General features: G+C 58.4%; 14 protein-coding genes, 2 tRNA genes and 3 pseudogenes. 12 read left to right on the top strand and 7 right to left on the bottom strand.

The features are described 5' to 3' along the window. Position 1 precedes the first annotated feature (1 nt). A complete protein-coding gene (locus NHAM_RS08215; RefSeq protein ID WP_011510110.1) occupies positions 2 to 2050 on the top strand; it encodes a hypothetical protein in 2049 nt (682 codons plus the stop codon). Positions 2051 to 2954: 904 nt separating this feature from the next. On the opposite strand, the pseudogene NHAM_RS08210 reads toward NHAM_RS08215, so the two are convergent. Then, positions 2955 to 3831 (bottom strand): annotated as a pseudogene (locus NHAM_RS08210) (IS1595 family transposase). A gap of 597 nt (positions 3832 to 4428) precedes the next feature. Here NHAM_RS08210 and NHAM_RS08205 point away from each other — a divergent pair. Then, the gene (locus tag NHAM_RS08205; protein ID WP_041357848.1) at positions 4429 to 4716 is read left to right on the top strand and encodes a hypothetical protein; all 288 of its coding nucleotides are present in this window, start codon (positions 4429 to 4431) and stop codon (positions 4714 to 4716) included. A 184-nt stretch (positions 4717 to 4900) separates the two neighbouring features. Here NHAM_RS08205 and NHAM_RS29260 read toward each other — a convergent pair whose 3' ends face one another. Both NHAM_RS29260 and NHAM_RS08190 read right to left on the bottom strand, forming a co-directional pair. Then, on the bottom strand, positions 4901 to 5257 hold the full coding sequence (locus NHAM_RS29260; RefSeq protein WP_011510108.1) for a PilZ domain-containing protein: 357 nt from the start codon (positions 5255 to 5257) through the stop codon (positions 4901 to 4903). 877 nt (positions 5258 to 6134) lie between these two features. Continuing rightward, a pseudogene (locus tag NHAM_RS08190) lies at positions 6135 to 6362 on the bottom strand (transposase); the annotation flags it as partial. Positions 6363 to 6477: 115 nt separating this feature from the next. On the opposite strand from NHAM_RS08190, the gene NHAM_RS24765 reads away from it, so the two are divergent. The 7 genes from NHAM_RS24765 to NHAM_RS08155 all read left to right on the top strand — a co-directional run bounded on the left by NHAM_RS24765 (position 6478) and on the right by NHAM_RS08155 (position 10782). Continuing rightward, positions 6478 to 6702, top strand: a complete 225-nt coding sequence (locus NHAM_RS24765) for a hypothetical protein (RefSeq protein ID WP_198137010.1) — start codon at positions 6478 to 6480, stop codon at positions 6700 to 6702. Between the two features lie 154 nt (positions 6703 to 6856). Beyond that, on the top strand, positions 6857 to 7540 hold the full coding sequence (locus NHAM_RS08185) for a hypothetical protein (protein WP_011510104.1): 684 nt from the start codon (positions 6857 to 6859) through the stop codon (positions 7538 to 7540). Further along, a complete protein-coding gene (locus NHAM_RS08180; RefSeq protein WP_157043563.1) occupies positions 7515 to 7826 on the top strand; it encodes a TPM domain-containing protein in 312 nt (103 codons plus the stop codon). The genes NHAM_RS08185 and NHAM_RS08180 overlap by 26 nt, the downstream gene beginning before the upstream one ends. A gap of 16 nt (positions 7827 to 7842) precedes the next feature. Further along, a complete protein-coding gene (locus NHAM_RS08175; protein ID WP_011510102.1) occupies positions 7843 to 8736 on the top strand; it encodes a hypothetical protein in 894 nt (297 codons plus the stop codon). A gap of 76 nt (positions 8737 to 8812) precedes the next feature. Beyond that, positions 8813 to 9567, top strand: a protein-coding gene (locus tag NHAM_RS24760) for an IS5 family transposase (RefSeq protein ID WP_086008345.1) whose coding sequence is annotated in 2 segments (ribosomal slippage) — positions 8813 to 9146 and positions 9146 to 9567 — 756 coding nt in all. Because the reading frame shifts where the segments join, the coding sequence is not laid out codon by codon here. Between the two features lie 352 nt (positions 9568 to 9919). Continuing rightward, positions 9920 to 10465 (top strand): hypothetical protein, encoded by a 546-nt coding sequence (locus tag NHAM_RS26560; protein ID WP_157043562.1) that lies wholly within the window; start codon positions 9920 to 9922, stop codon positions 10463 to 10465. A 244-nt stretch (positions 10466 to 10709) separates the two neighbouring features. After that, positions 10710 to 10782: transfer RNA gene (locus NHAM_RS08155), tRNA-Ala, on the top strand. 262 nt (positions 10783 to 11044) lie between these two features. Here NHAM_RS08155 and NHAM_RS08150 read toward each other — a convergent pair. Then, a complete protein-coding gene (locus tag NHAM_RS08150; protein WP_041357846.1) occupies positions 11045 to 11572 on the bottom strand; it encodes a hypothetical protein in 528 nt (175 codons plus the stop codon). Positions 11573 to 11766: 194 nt separating this feature from the next. On the opposite strand from NHAM_RS08150, the gene NHAM_RS08145 reads away from it, so the two are divergent. From NHAM_RS08145 to NHAM_RS28080, 3 genes and pseudogenes are all read left to right on the top strand, one after another. After that, entirely contained in the window at positions 11767 to 12243 is a 477-nt protein-coding gene (locus NHAM_RS08145; protein WP_011510098.1) for a thermonuclease family protein, read from the top strand. A gap of 400 nt (positions 12244 to 12643) precedes the next feature. Next, entirely contained in the window at positions 12644 to 13081 is a 438-nt protein-coding gene (locus NHAM_RS08140; RefSeq protein WP_011510097.1) for a hypothetical protein, read from the top strand. 556 nt (positions 13082 to 13637) lie between these two features. Continuing rightward, a pseudogene (locus tag NHAM_RS28080) lies at positions 13638 to 13810 on the top strand (hypothetical protein); the annotation flags it as partial. Between the two features lie 243 nt (positions 13811 to 14053). On the opposite strand, the gene NHAM_RS08135 reads toward NHAM_RS28080, so the two are convergent. The 3 genes from NHAM_RS08135 to NHAM_RS08125 form a co-directional block, all read right to left on the bottom strand. Then, complete coding sequence (locus NHAM_RS08135; protein ID WP_011510096.1) at positions 14054 to 14650, bottom strand: DUF4337 domain-containing protein; 597 nt, start codon at positions 14648 to 14650, stop codon at positions 14054 to 14056. Positions 14651 to 15243: 593 nt separating this feature from the next. After that, positions 15244 to 15321: transfer RNA gene (locus tag NHAM_RS08130), tRNA-Pro, on the bottom strand. 173 nt (positions 15322 to 15494) lie between these two features. Continuing rightward, the gene (locus tag NHAM_RS08125; protein WP_011510095.1) at positions 15495 to 16082 is read right to left on the bottom strand and encodes a MerR family transcriptional regulator; all 588 of its coding nucleotides are present in this window, start codon (positions 16080 to 16082) and stop codon (positions 15495 to 15497) included. Positions 16083 to 16184 lie beyond the last annotated feature (102 nt).

The following is a 16184-nucleotide window of genomic DNA, read 5'->3' as shown; positions in this document are numbered from 1 at the left end:
AATGCGGGTCTCATTACAAATCGATGGTGACGCCAGTGGTGCCGTAAAGGCCGCGAGCGATGCCTCGCGCGCGGTCGACGATCTCGCCAAGCATGGCGGCGACGCTGGCGCGAAGATGGCCGAGGGATTCGAAAAGGCCCAAGGCGCGGCCGGCCAGATCAAGGGGATGAGCGAGGCGGCCGGCGCGGCAAACGACAATCTCGGCAGCGCCATCGCCGGCGTGACGCAAAAGGTCGCAGAGCTGGGGCAAAAGACGCTGGGCAGCGAGAGCGCTTTGGTAAAGGCCAGCGCAGGCGCCGTGAATTTCGCCGCCGGTCTCGGTGCTATAGTTCGTACCGCCGGCTCGCTTGGCCTGATCTCTGGTTCAATTGGTCTCGCGTCGACGGCCGTATCGGCCTTCTATGACCTGGCGTCGTCGAAAGGTGCGGCAGCCTCCAGGATTTTCGAGGACAATGCCAAGCATGTCGACACCGTGCGTGATGCCTTCAGTGGCGCCGCGAGCTCGGTCGGTGAGTTCTATCGTCAATCGGCCGCCGTCAGTCAGCTGCTTCTGACGCTCGATTCGATGTCGTTGCAGAATACCCTGCATAAGCAAGTCGGCGCGGTCATCTCCAACACAACCACATTCGGCAACATCGGTGACTTCCTCAAGCAAATCAAGCAAGTCAAATCCGAATTCGCTCCTTTCGAGGATGCGATTTTCAAGCTGCATGCCGGATTCAAGGCAGGAACGCCGGACGTCAGAGGCTTCATGGATGAAGTCGCGCGGATCGGAAATGCTAGCCCTGCAACCCGGCAAGCTGCCGGCGAGCTCATCAAGCTCACAAGCGATGCTGTGAAAACAGCCGATGCGCTCGGAGCCACCCAAACCGGGCTTGATGTCATCAGAGGTACGGCTTCCGATGCAAAGAAGAAGATGTATGGGTTTTCCACGGCGACGCAGGACGCCGGCGCGAACTTCGAACGCTTCCTGAAATCGGTCAATCGCCAGTCGGCTTCGATGGAAGCAGGAGCAACCGCGCTCGGCGGCTCGACCGGCGCGATGGCACAGTTTCGGGCGCAGGTTGTCCTGACCGAGGCCGCGCACCAGGCCGGCGCCGGTGTTGCCGAAAGGTATGCCAGCCAGATCGAGAAGATCGCGACCCGCGCCGGCGAGGCGACGCAGAAGCTTGCGCTCGCCAGGCTGCAATCGGACAACGCATTCGACCTTTCGCAGCTCGGCCGCACGGCCGGCGAACAGAACATCGCCGGCATTCTGCGCGGCGCTTACGGCGACAACATCGACGCGGTGATGAACAGCGGCATCACCGGCACGCTGCGTTTCAACGCGGCGATGACCGAGTTGAAGAGCACGACGCTTGAATTGTCGCAGGGCACCTTCCGCGATTTTCGCACCGAGATCGCCAACGGTGCATCGGCGTGGGACGCATTCGGCAAGGCCGGCGTCAATGCCGTACAGCGGGTCGCCGACAAGATCTCCGACAAGGCGCTCGATAGCCTCGTCTCCAATATGTTCGGCTCGTTCCTGGGCGGCGGCGGCTCCGGCGGAGTCGGCGGACTGGTTGGCCGGCTGTTCGGCGGCGGCGGTGCCGCTGGCACGATGACGGTCGGCAGTCAGGTCTTCCCGGCTTTCGCGGCCGCCGGCGGCGGCACCTTCGGTCCCGGCTGGGGTGTGGTCGGTGAGAAAGGCGCGGAGATCATCCGCGTGTTCAACGGCGGCGTCACGGTCTATCCGCACGAGGTCAGCAAGCCGTATCTGCCCGGCTTCGCCGAAGGCGGCACGCTATCCGCGCTTGGCAATGTCACGCGGCTGCCGTTTGCAGCGCAAGACGCCCGCGATTCGACGCAGGTTCATGTCAGCGTTGGCGTGAGCGTTGACGCTAATGGCAATCTTCAAGCCTACGTCAAGAACGTGTCCCAACAGACAACCGCTGCCGGCATCAGGCAGTTCGCCGGGAGCCGCCAGTTCGATGCGCAGACCCAGACCAGCATCCGGAAAGCGCTCGCGCGCGGCAACGGCAATCTGGCGCGGGGCGCGGGAGTCGGTTGATATGCGGCGCGCCGAGCATCAGTGCTCTTTCCCGGCATCACCGAAAGAGCCTCGGCGATCCCGCCTGATCCCGGCACTAACCGCAAAATCCCGCATTTCCACCGCCAAAAAGCTCCGGCTGCCGCCATTTAGCTGATTCACTGCCAACAAGAATTGTGGTATTGCCTGCCCATCAGATACCCGCAGTAGTATGCGGCGGAACCGAATCTGGGGCGCATCGCTATGGCTCAAAATCGAAAAGGTATTCTGTCGCGGCTTGAAGGAGTTACATCGCTCGCTAGTCTCGTCCAAACTGCTATTTCCAATTGGGCTACAATCTCAGGTTATATCGGCGGCGGTGCTCTCATGAGCGCGCTAGCGTATATCCAATCACTCCAGCCTCTCTATTGGGGGTTTGCCTTTTTTGCTGGCTTAATTCTAGTTTCAATATTCCGCGCTATCGCGAAATGGGGTCGCAGTCGTGAGGCGTTAGCTCGACTATTATGAGGCCACTTCTGCAACTCCTTCGTCTTTCAACCGTTTAGAAAAGGAGTTTGTAAGACAGACGATAAAAGCCGACGAAATGATTCATCCAGTCGGTGAGCCAATAAGAGATAAGGCATTCATAGAGTGCGAATTCCATGGGCCGGAGTTGATAGTGCTGTCGGGGTGTGGGTTCGAAGGATTCAACGGAAATAACGTTGAATTTATTAGACTCCGCGGTCCTGGCGGCCCCGCTATTCCTAGCAAAGCATATCTATCAAATTGCCATTTACGTCAGTGTCGGTACTACAACGTTGTGATAGCGATGACTTCTGAGAGTGTAGATCAACTAAAAGCGGCGATGGGTGGCAATATGATGGTTATGGGCGAATGATGACACCCAAGGCAAAACCGCGCTTCGACCAACTCTTGCGGGCGATGGTCACTCAATCTGTACCTTCGGGAAGGCCTGTAAAAGAAGCTCAAACATCAGGCCGGGTTGCTTCCTCAAGTTATGTCGATACTCGAACTCGCGAAGGTAAAGCTGCAAGTGCTTCTTCGAAACCCAAACGTAAGTCCCGTTAATCTCACGCTTTACCTGAGACCAAAACGACTCGATTGAGTTAGTGTAAACGTCACCGCGAACGTATTCCTTGGCTGAATGATCGACCACTTCGTGATCATAGCCATACTTTTCTTTGAGCAGCTTGAAGTTTGACGCTTCGTCCGTGTGGACGCGAGAACCTTCTTTCACAAATCGAACGATGCGGCAGGATGTGAGCCTTGGTGCGGGCTTGCACAACGCGCGTGACGACATCGCCACCGCGCTCCACGATGCCCATGACAATCGCTTTGTCATCTTTGCCGGCCTTATCTTTGCCGCCGACGAATGTCTCATCAGCCTCAACCGTCTTGCCGGGGCCGCCCATCGGGGCGTCGCCGTCCACATAGCCCATATAGAGCCGGATCAGATGGCACATGCGCCAAGCTGTCTTGTAGGTCACGCCTAACTGGCGCTGCACTTCCTTCGCGGCGACGCCGTTTCGCGTCTCGCAGAAAAGAAACATGACGTAAAACCAATCCCGCAGGCTAGTTCTGGTCTTTTCGAACGGCGTGCCAGCGGTCGGATAGACCTGATAGCCGCAATGCTCGCACTCGAACGAGCGGCGCGATTTGACTCGGTAATAGGTCGCCGCTTTCTGGCACTTGAAGCAGGTCAGGCGCTCGCCAAACCGGGTCCGCATCAGGTGCTTGAGGCAAGCATCTTCATCGGGGAACCGCTTCTGAAACTCGCGAATTTTCGACGGCTTTTGAGCCATTTGCACTCTCCCTCCTAGGAGAATGCCCATTCTATATCACGGTCTGTTCTACATGTTCATAGGGTATATATCCGGCGCGAGCGTGGGGTGCTGTCAGCATTTGGACCAGCACCTCGGCGAGAAGCTCGAACTACATCGGGACAAGCTGAACGTTTCACGAACGTAAAATGTAAACCGTCTGGAAAGTACCCCGTTTCCAGAATTTCGTGGTCTTGGTAAGGCCTCGAATTATTTGGTGCTTGTGGTCGGAGCGAGAGGATTTGAGCCTCCGACCCCTAGTCTCCCAGACAAGAGAAACAGTAAAACTATACCTCACCATCCGTTACTCTTGACGGATAGCGACGGATAAAAAATTGTAATTATTTCAGTTGTTTATGTGTTTAGTTATTAACACAGTCAAACACGCCATAACGCCTATTTACCCACACCCCCGAGCGACCTCCTGATACCTGAGAGAGACTCGGTGGCGCGGTCAAGAACATGCTGGGGTTCGGTGGTGGTGGTGGTGGTGGTGGTGGTGGTGGTGGTGGTGTGGCGGCAGTGCCCCTGGCTACGCCGGCTCCACTTGCCGGCGCCCGCGCGCTCGGTGGCCCGGTCATGCGCGCCAAGCCCTACCTTGTCGGTGAGCGCAGCCCTGAGCTTTTCGTGCCGGGCATGTCCGGCCGGATCGAGACCAACGACACGCTGCGGAGGTTGACCGCTGATGGGGCGGCGGCGGTGGCTGGCTCGACGAATAACACGTCGAGCCGAACCTACAGCCTCAATCCGACCATCAACATCATGGGCGGCGATGATCCGCGTGCGATTGCCGGCCAGATGCGCTCAGAGATGGAGCGATACCTTCGCGAACTTGAAGCTGAGCAGCGGGGATTGCTGAGTGACTAGGATCAGAGGTTATGCTTCTGAAGTGCCGTTGCAATTTCGTTGAGGCTCGATATGGCCTTTCCAATCTGACTGAAAGGACTATCCCCGGAGGAACAGCTGGTCCGCGTGTACGCGTTCACGACGGTCGCGATGACGGCTAGAAAAACCAGACGGCTCAATAGCGTCATTGCTACTGACTTAAGCATCAGGCCGGCTCCGTTAGCTGGGCAACGCGCCTCGCCAACGTCTCCCGGTCCGCTTTGAGTTTTCTGATCAGGCGAGCCGTTTCAATTGTGCTGACAGAAGCGGAATCTGGTTGCTCAATGAAAACGCCAGCGTGCACACCTTCGCACCAGACAAGGCGCGCTCTCCGACTCTCTCCCCTGCGGAGAATACAAAGATCGACCTCATGGTGCGGAATCACTGACCCATAAAACTCCAGCATCGCGCCATTCCGGGACAGATTGCGCACCAGGCAGTCCATGGTCGAGGCTCGTCCGTTGAATACAATCCGGCCAGCAAGATACGTTCGACGCCTGTTGCTCCTACGTTGGTCTTTCATCTTAAGGCCCCCTTTTGGCACGGCACGATGCTTCCATCGTTGATGAAGCAACTGCCGTGCCACAACCTCTCGTTAACCAACCTCCAAAAAGTTTTTCACGGCGAAATGCTTTACGCCGCACCCCGCAAGCCCTGTCCGCTTCGGGTCAATCTCGGCAAGCAGACGTTAGTCAGGGCTAGTCGCGTTGATGGGGCTACCGGTGGACCATCCTGCCCGCTCTCTCGTTCCTGCCGCACCGAGGGCGGCGGTTCGCGAGACAGTGCCGCCGATGATCCGCGCGGCGTAGCGCGGCAGATAGATTCTCGATTCGGGAACTGTTGCGGCAGTTGGAAGCCGAGCAGCGGGGGTTGCTGAGTGATTGAGCCAACCCATCACGCTCAATACTGGACTCCCGATTGCCGGCGCGAGCATTACATTTTCTGTGTCGCATGTGGAGTTATCGCGATGCCTCGCACCCCAAAAGATTTAGCCGATCGGGTGGCAGCGCGACGCTGCCAATCGTGGGCTGACCGCACTCACGTTTCCGCGTCTCGTCTGATCGATATGAAAATTGCGCTGCCAAACCCGTTCGCCGAGGTCGGCGAGCAAAGACAGCCGCGCAAGCGTAAGGCCAGTGGAACCAAGAAACGGGCTCGTCGCGAGCTTTGACGAAAACCCGCCGGCGCAGGAAACAACCGGCTGGTTGGGTATCGGAACGAGGGGGAAAGGGCGTCGATCAATGCACGTCCGCGCAGAATCTACGCATGGGCCGCATTGACATACTCTCACCAGAGCCGCTCTCGCATGTGGACCATCGATTCGCGCCGATAACTCACCGAGAGGACCTTACGATGGAACTTTTCTTCCGCCTCGACACCGAGAGCAATTCGGAGCGCTTAATCTTGTTGAACACGCCAAGACGGCTCCAGCGCACGAACCGATTGTAGATGGTCTTGTGCGGACCATACTCACGCGGCGCATCCCGCCAGCGCAGGCCGTTTCTGATGACGAAGATGATGCCGCTGATGACCCGCCGATCATCAACCCGCGCAATCCCGTGCGACAACGGAAAATAAGGTTCGATCCGGCGCATCCGCGCCTCGGTGAGTAGAAACAAATCGTCCATGGCGACACTCCTAACGCCACCAATGAATCAGTCCGCAAGCCTCATCGCAAGAAATGAATAGGTCCTGAGCCTAGCGCATGTCTCCAGCGCACTACCAAACCGGCAGGTGAGGGTATTGCCCCACACGCTACGCTATACCTTCGGCAGCGTGGCCGGCGATCTTGGTTTTTCAGAGCTAACGATCCGGGCGATGCTCGGCCATGCCTCACAGAACGTGACGCAGGATTATATCCACATCGACGAAGCGCTGAAGCTCGCCGTTCGACGAACCTCGGACGAAATCGAGCGGTTGCTTGCGGAAGGCGCAGAGAAGCTGGAGGCAATCCGGCTCGTAGCCTGATTGCGCACGTGCGCAATAGCAGTGCCGAAAAGTCCGATATCGGTTCCGCATAGTCCACGACATGGAATGATCCTGCATATATCGTTGGCAAGCGGCGCTATTCCACTCGGCCTGTCAGGGGGGAGGACAGACAGCCGACTACCGGGGGAGTCGGATGCATAGCAACCTATATCGAAAAGCAACACGGCGGAGCGGCGCACTAGCCATTGTCGTCGGTGCGAGCCTGATCCTCGGCGGCTGCGGCGGTGCGCCGGAGGTCACGCTGCCCACCGATAAGGAAGAGAGCGCCGCGCTTTGCTATGGCGCTACGCTGGCCCTCGCACAGGAACAGGAGGGGACCAAGGCCATTTCGCTCGATCAGGCCAGTCATGCGCTCCATTTCGTGCTGCTCGGCGCCTCATTGAACGGCGTTGGCGAGCCAACCAAGGTCAACCAGATCGGTGCGCGCGGTAAGGAACTCCAGCATAAATTCGTGACCGAGAAGAATGCCGCCGGCTACACGGCCCCTTGCGCCAAGGCCTTCCCCGAAACACAAGCGGGCACGTTCAAGGAGCTCCCGGCCGACAATCCCGATACGCGCATGATGTGCTACACATTGTCGACCGCGCTGCTTCAGATATTCGCGCAAAGCAAGATCGCGCCTGACCCGCGCGCCGAGGCCTATGTCAAGCTCAACAACCAGCTCGACCAATCGACACTGGCGGAATTGCAGGCGAAAGGCGACATCAACCCTGCCGAGCTCGCCGGTCGCGCGATGCGCGGACTGGCGCAGGCGGTGCACCTCGGGCCGCCAACCGATGTGATGAAGGCGTGTGGCGATCGCTATCCGAAAAGCTAACGGCGATGTCGACGAGCAGCACGGCCGGGGCGCCGCTATGACGACCGGGCACCAATTCGTCGTCGTGACGACGCCATCGCTCGGCGGACAGGATATCGCGCGTTACGCCACCGATCTTGCCAATGAACGACAAGCGCGGATCGTTGTCGGGCGCGGGCTCCTCGAAACCCGCTTGCCCGACGCCGCCAGCAAGGAGATCATGGAAACAGTGATCGTGCCGCTGTTCAAGCAGGTGACATTCCCACCGCGATCGAGGCAGGCTCGGCCACGATCATCGCCAAGGTGACAAGCGCGGAGCGGCAATGAACCGGATTTTGAACCCGCCGATAATCGTCGCCGCGCTCTTGCTGCTGGTCGCGGGCGCGGGCGCGCTCGGCTGGCTCTGGCTTCGCGATGGCCGGGTCACGCCCAACGCGGTCATCGTCGTCATGCTCCCCCTTGGCCTGTTGCTGGCGGGAATACTCGCCTGGGGGAACGACCGCTCGCAAATCGGTATCACCGCCTGGGCGATCACCATGTTCGCGGCGATCATACCTGCCTGGTATGTGCTGCAATACGGCTCCGGCAATTGGTTCGCGCAGTGGCGGTTTCTGATCGGCTATGGCGTATTTTATCTGGCAGTGCTGCCCATATTCACGTTGTGGCTGGCGGGCTGGACGGCCTGGGTGCTGCCGGCGCCCGGCGCCATGCCGGTTGCCGAGTATCGATTGAAGCAGCGTGTCCAGTCACTGGCGAATGCTGGTCTGGACCTCCGCATCGAGCAACTGGCGGACGAGCCAGACCGGATATTCGTCACCCGCGACTTTCGCGACGGCAAGCGGACGATCGGGCTGCGGCTCACCTTCGTGCCCGAGCGGCATTGCGTGCTGGCCCGCGAGATATCGTTGATCCGCGGCGACAAACCGATGGACGCGAGCGAGGCGCGGATCACCAGCAGCATCCGTCCCCGCGACGGCACGCACCCCGATGCCGACCTGATCTACGAGGCCAGCCTGACCGTGACACCGCCCCGCGAAACGATCCGCCAGCAGGTTGCGCTGCGCATCACCGATGATCGCGTCGAGATCGCAGCGGGGCATGATGTAGCGTCCGATCCCGAAAATCTGGCACATGTCCTGACCCTGCTGGTCCACCAGTCGGGATGGGCCTGGCAGGGCGTGTTCGCCAACTGGCAGCGAGGGTGTCGCGGCCACTAGCTAGGCTCAGGACCCATTAATTTTCTTGTGGAGAGGTGTTTGGACTGATTCATTGGCGTTGCTGGGAGACGCCGCGATGTCCGATTTGTTTCTGCTCACTGAGGCGCAGATGCGCCGGATCGAACCGTATTTTCCGTTGTCGCACGGGATTGCGAGGGTTGACGATCGGCGGATGATCAGCGGCATCATCTTCGTTATCAGGAATGGTCTGCGCTGGCGCGATGCACCGCCGGGCTATGGTCCGTACAAGACGATCTATAACCGGTTCGTGCGCTGGAGCCGGCTTGGCGTCTTCAACAAGATATTTGCTGAACTGGCTCGTAAGGGCGGCGCTCCGAAGCGATTAATGATCGACGCCACGCATTTGAAGGCGCACCGTACCGCCGCCAGCCTTTTAAAAAAGGGCCTGTTTCCCGATGTATTGGGCGCACCAAGGGCGGCCTGAACTCCAAACTGCACGCCGTATGCGACGGTCAAGGCCGCCCCATCATCATGCTGCTCAGCGAGGGCCAGATGAGCGATTACAAAGGCGCGGCCCTGATGATCGATGCGCTGCCGCCCGCCAGGCAGTTGCTCGCCGACAAGGGTTACGACGCCGACTGGTTCCGTCAGGCTCTCGCCGCGCGCAGCATCACCGCATGCATCCCATCAAAGTCAAACCGCAAAGAGAAAATCGAATATGATCGGGTGCTCTATCGCCAGCGGCACAAAATCGAGAATATGTTCGGAAGGCTCAAGGACTGGCGACGTATCCATACCCGCTACGATCGGTGTGCTCACACATTCATGTCCGCTATCTGCATCGCAGCAACCATCATCTTCTGGCTCTGATCAATGAGTCCTGAGCCTAGTTCACCCTCTGACTCTATTTCGTTCTCAAAGAACGAATCAGCATCGCCAAATGCGACCCGGCGCGATTCCTAACGGTCAGTGAAGAAGCCACACCACCATCATCGCCCGCACTCGCAGAAGGGATCGTTGGCCAAACGTCTAACTTCACCAACACGGCGACTGAGACTTCCGGTGGCGAAGCGCACGGCTTGCCAGATCGCGCTTGAGGAATTGCGACGATCGACCTCCATCGCTCCATTTTATCAAACTCCTTATTAGCCAACTGGCTCGCGCGAGACATTCGTCGTTGGCTTGCGCACAACGCGCGATCTGCTACACCGCGCGTTCACGATTGAAGGAACGAAGGTTTTCCCAAGAAGAAAACAGCGGTTCACCGCGAATGGTCGAAGGACGACGTTCGGACTCTCAAGACGCTCGCGAAGCAAAAGGCTGGTGTCGCGAAGATTGCAAAGACGTTGAAGCGAACACCAGGCGCAACGGCAGCCAAAGAGCATACCATCGGTGTTTCTCTCAGTATGCAGTAGTGGCACAAGCACTTAAAGCAACGGCCTGGATTCTCTTACTCGCCATCTTCATTCTCACGGATGGTCCGCTTGGCCTGCGTCCGACGTTCGGGCATCCAAATGCTGAGCGATTACTGGCGTTCGCGGTACTCGGGTTTACCTTCTCACCGGCCTATCCGCATCGACTCCTTGTCGTCTTAATTCTGCTAGCGGGTGCTATTCGCGGTTTTGAGTACCTCCAGCATTTCGTGAATTACAGACATGGGACTGTGCATGATATCGCGATCAAACTGGCAGGCGCTTTCGCAGGAGTCGGTGCTGGCATCTTCGTTTCCAAGTTTGCCGTGAGCGCTTTGTGGCCGAGCCACGATTAGGCCCGCACCGCGCATAATGTGGGGCGGACGGGTAGCAACCACGTTCACCTCAAATCCGCTGATGGATTGTACCCACGAAGGGTTCCAGAATTAACCTGGAACGCGCCTATCAAGCTTAATGAGCGAGTTTCGCTGCGCTCGTCGGAGTCCGAGCTAGCTTACCAACACCGGACATTGCCTAAGTCCGGGTCCACCTTGACGAAGTCGTCGACCGATCATATTCCGCTCGGCGGCTTCGTCTTATGCGGATTTAGCTCAGCGGCAAAGCGGCGTGGTTCGCGACGCAGGTCCATGTTCGACTCATGGAATCCGCACCATAGCATCCCGTTTGACGGGACGGCGAGCGCATTCAACGCGACGGGACGTGGTGCGTCTACGAGTTCGCAGTACAGCTAGACGCGGTTCAGTTTTGGGACCGCTTCGCCGGGCGATGGCTTCGCGGCGAAAAGTTCATTTATCCGGATCGACCAAAGGGCTTGCCGAGGCTTCGCGAGCCGCCTTCGGAAAGACAACCGGCGGTGAAGTAGCAGCCTCGTGCAATTCGCCTGCCGGGCTTCGCCAGTCTGCGCAGTAGTCTCTCTATTTCGACTTTGAGTGCTGCGACTTCTGCGATCTGTGTTTGACATCATCCGGCGCTGTGGCAGCAGTAACCTGCTGCGAAAGCTGATCGAAGCGTGTGTGCAGGGTTCCTACGTCCGTCTGAAGAGCGTCTATCGTCGTTTTGACGGACTCAGAATTTTCCTTCCCGGCGCTGTCTATCTTCGTCTTGAGAGCGTCGAAATCCGAAACCCTGAAAGTGCCCAACTGCGTTTGTATTGCCGCGACCTGGGACTCCAGACCCTTAAGTTGTGCTTCGAGATGAGAGGTATCGAATGTTGGGGGAACCTTCATCTTGGATTCAAGCTGGACCAAGCGCTTATCAAGCATGGCGACCGCATCTGCTTGGGGGGGCGCGACTTGCGCCTTCGCCTTCGGAACTTCTGCTATCGGTTTCGACGGAAGCGGGTTGCCGCTGCTCCAAACCAAACCCACGCTGCCCGCGACAAGCAAACTGACAACGGTCATGGTCAAGATCATCAACTGATTGGCGCGGTCGTGTTCGCTCATCACGCTGCCTCCCTTCAAGCCACGCGCAAAGTATGACCGATCTGCGACATTTGTACAGGGGTGGCGCGCGCATCTTCGGCGCGGCGCGAGGGCTCAGGTTGGATGCTTCGCGACATGAGTTTATGCTGACCCTATCCAGAGGTGCTTGATGCCAATGAAGGCCATCATCTGCGCGAAGATCGGATAAGGACCTCATGCTGGCGATCTCGACCCCAAGATTCAAACGTTTCTTGATCGCGGCGCTTGTCGCGCTCGTTTCATCGCCTGCACTCGCAGAAACAATCTCCGGGCAGGCATCCGTCATCGACGGCGACACGCTCGAAATTCACGGGCAGCGCATTCGCTTGTCTGGTATCGACGCGCCCGAATCTTCCCAACTCTGCCGTGGCGACGACAGCCTGCAATATCGCTGCGGTGCCAAGGCGGTAAGCTGCGAAGGCGTCGGCCGGGATCAGTATGGGCGCACGGTCGCGGTATGCTCGATCGATGGCGAAGACGTTGCGGACTGGCTTGTGCGCACTGGCCTCGCGTTCGATTGGCCGAGGTACTCGAAGGGAAAGTATACAGACGCTCAGAAAGAAGCGGAGCGCGCCAGCCGTGGTGTTTGGGCCGGATCGTATGTCGTGCCTTGGGCCTATCGAGCTTGCATCAGGAATGTCGATCCGGCCTAGCGGGTGTTCGGATGACGCGAATGCCAAATGAAAAGGGGCGCGCCCCGCTTGTGGATGGAGCGACTAAGTTGGCCCCGTGAAATCGGGCCGCAGCGAATCATCAGTAACCTACTATCTGGACGCTAGGTCCGCCTCTGGGCCGCGTCCCGCTTCCAAACTTGCCCGACGCTTTCACGGCGTCGGGTCTCTTACCTATTGAGGGCATCGCCCATCGCGCTGTGCGTTTGTTGGCGATCTGTCACTTGGCCAATGCTCGGCGATTTGCCGGCGGCGGCCCAGGGCTTGCTATACGAGACGGGTCTTGCGAAGGCGACGCCGCCGGGGAGTGTCCTTACTGGACACAGTTATGAACGAATATTAGGCTTTGCAGCGGGGGGCGCGATCAGAGAGCGAGAGTAACATGGCTCCTCAGTGGCAGTATCAGGTTAGATTCGATGCAAACGATCCGGCCATCGCGGAATCGATACGAAGAAAAGTGCAAGAACCAGCGCTGGCACAGCTTTTCGATATCCTCGCCAGACATCGCGCTGTGCCGGAATCTCAGTTCGATGCTTTTTCAGAGTATGTCACCACAGCAGAAGAGCGCGGCGTCGAAGGCTATCCGCTTTACCAATGGACCAAGGCAACGATCCAGAACTTGGCAAAGAAGGAAAAATATTTAAAATCCTTTACGCTTTATGTGGACGGCCGAGAGGTTTATGCGAAGACGATTGCTGATGGGTTGGAGGCCGATCTGCAACCGTTCGCCGCCAGCGGACTCATTACGCGAATATCCAAGTACGATACGAATCCCGAAAACAATCCCCAGCCGCCGCAGCACGGCAGCGATCCGGGTTAGTTTAAAAATTGGTGACGGCGAGGAAGAGGGCTACCGCTCGCAGGAGTGCGAATATGTCGAGTTGGTGATCTGCTTATGAATCAGGGGCAGAGGCTTGTTCTATTTTTGCTCGTATTTTTGAGTCCGACTGCGACGCTCGTTTACGTTTCAGCCTTCGAAATTCGTGAGGCGCCTTCTGATCATTTTCCTATCATCGCATCGATCGCTTTAATTTCACTCCTTGTATCGGTTCTTGCGACGTTATCGTTTGTGAGAATCTTTGATGCAGGAGCCAAAGTGCGCTTTGTCAGGTTTGGTTGGTCCAACTGCGCTCTCTGCATTTTTGATCTTTGTATTTTTGCACTCTTAATCTACGGACGCCGGTTTTCACCGGGTATCTGTATTGGATCGAAGTGCAGTCTTTATCCGGTCATCTGGCTCGCGCTCGCGTGGATGCATTTCTGTTATTCGATAACTTGCTTGCTCATAGCATTAAGGGTCCGCCCAAAGGAGATTGGGAACGTCTAGTTTGGCGGATGATATTGCCAGTGGTCTTCTCAGTTCCGCGCGAGGTGCGCGCTACTACAACACCGAGCGACCACACTCATCGCTCGGATATAAGCCGCCGGCGCCTGGCCTTCAAAGCCAGCCGAATCGCTTTCGCCGGCAGCGCGAGCAATGGCCGAAAGCCCATCATGCATTAAGACTCAAAGCGGACCACCTCATAGGGGCAGTCCATTTTTTTGCTGAAATACGGAGAAGCGCCGATGGCTGGAGCGCGGACTCTGCGAAGCGGCGCGGGAATTGATCGAGTCGCGCCTACGGCCAAAATAGGAACCCTCGCCCGCCGGAGCGGAGTTTGTGTTAGACAGTTCGCGCTACACTGAGTGGCATGACCATTTTCCGCTCAAGGCGTGGCGCAAGCCCGTGAGCTGCGCGCCTGATCCAGTGCGTCCGGAAAAAGCGTTCGCGACAGGCGCGCAAATATGGTCGTCAGTGTCCCAGCAGGTGCAATGCGTGGGGCGCAAACATCCCGATCGCTGTCACCCCGGCCCCGGCGAGCGCCAGCAGTCCCGATATCCACGCCAGCACGATCACGCCAGTGATGATAGCGGCCGACGCCAGCACGATCGCGATCTGGAACGCGGCGGATGCCAGCTCAAAATGATGGTATTTCGCCATCGCGAGATCACGCGCGTCCTCGGCGTGTTTGGCGCGCTCGGCGAGTTGATCCTGTCCCTCGCCGGTACTCGGCTCGGAACGATAGTGCGCCGCGGTCGTCTGCCACTCATCGATCTGCTTTTGTAGCGCAGCCCTGGTCGCCTCATCCGCAGCCAGCCGGAGGCTGAGCTTGGCCTGGTCGGCCTGGGTCTGGACCGTGGTGCGGCGAATGCTCTTGGCCTGGAAAAAGGCCCAGAGGTTGGAGGATTCCACGTTCTTGCTGATCGATTCTGTCTGGGCGCCCTTGCCCAGCGTCTCGGACAGCGCGAGGCAGAGCGCGATGACGGCTATCAGGAGCGCGATCTTCTTGTTCTCGCCCGACGCATGATGCGTTTGCTCGGCTTGTTCCATGCTTTCGTGCGCGCTCATGGTCCTCTCCCGCAGCGGTTTGACGGCCCACGATTGACCGGCGACTTTCCCCGTGCAAGTGGCCAACCGGTATCGGAAGCGAGTTTCCTGTAGCGCTGAATCCGATCCTCGCCCTCAGCCCGATCTCTACGAGGCGGCGGATAGCCTTAGCCGATGAAGCCGCGATGGGGCTTTGGAATTAGGCTTGATACGAGCGGTTCGCGGTTAAGGACGCCGCCGGGCGGTGAAGAGCCAACGAGCAGCGCCATGATGACGGATCGTCGCATGGTTTTTCCGGTGATCTTTCGGAGCCGAGGCGTCCGGCAAGGGACTGCCGACTGAGATGCTGACGAATGGTGCGCTAAAGCAGCGTCACCGCTAGACCGTCCAATCATACCTCGACCCGCACGAATCGCGCGCGCATGATTCTCTATGCGGCCAACAATTCCGCATTTCCCGGTGGGGCGACAGCATCTTCCCTGTAACGGGTGGCAACGGATGATAACGGATAGCAACGGATGGTAACGGATGAATACCTACACCCCAGACCACACCTCGACGCGGAAAACGTCTAGCAGCGGTGACGCAAATTCTATCTAAGCTATTGATTTTGTTGGTCGGAGCGAGAGGATTTGAACCTCCGACCCCTAGTCTCCCAGACTAGTGCGCTAACCGGGCTGCGCTACGCTCCGTGCCGTTACGGCCCCGTTCCATTATAGCGTTTTCAAGCGAAGTGATACCGGTCGCCCAAAGAAAACACGTCAAAACAAAAAGCCGAAGGTAGCTCTAGCCGCGTTCACGCGACGGCGCAAGAAGCCCCGCGGCAGCCGCGTGAACGACCCTGAAACGCGAGCCCCGGAACCCGTCAGCCGTCCGCGAGCGCGCTGTCCAGCAGTTGCCTACAGGCGACGAGCTCGGCCAATACATCCTTGAGCTTCGCAAGGTCGACAGCGTTGCCCACGCCAGGGATCGCCGCGCTGTCGGGACCGGACCACAGCACGTCATCGAGATCGTGCCGCAGCGGTTTATGCTCGCCCGGCTCCCGCGCGCGGGGCAAGCTGTCGCCGGCATCCTCATCGTCCTCGGCGTCCTCGGCCTCATAGCCGGGTGCATCGTCGTCATCGACCGCGCCGAGGGTATTACGGATGTCGTCCTCGATGGCGCCGAAGGCCGCGGCGGACGACCCCTCAGTCAGGCCCTGCACCGATTTGATGCCGTGCTCTTTCAAAATCCGTTGCACGCCGCGGATCGTATAACCTTCGCTGTAAAGCAGATGGCGGATGCCGCGCAGCAAATCGACGTCGTCCGGGCGATAGTAGCGTCGCCCGCCGCTTCGTTTCATCGGCTTGATCTGCGCAAACCGGGTTTCCCAGAACCGCAGGACATGCTGGGGAACATCGAGATCGGCAGCGACCTCGCTAATGGTCCGGAAGGCATCCGGTGCTTTGTCCAAATGCTCGCTCCTCTGCCAGTCGTGTACCGAACACCGGACTAGAGCCTTTTTGCTTCTGACGGAATCAGAAGCGAGGCTCTATGATTCGATTTGACGCGTTTT

The sequence above is a fragment of the Nitrobacter hamburgensis X14 genome, assembly GCF_000013885.1.
Classification (GTDB): Bacteria; Pseudomonadota; Alphaproteobacteria; order Rhizobiales; family Xanthobacteraceae; genus Nitrobacter; species Nitrobacter hamburgensis.
The sequence above is the reverse complement of the archived record's forward strand: the minus strand, read 5'-3'. Positions and strand labels throughout refer to the sequence as shown.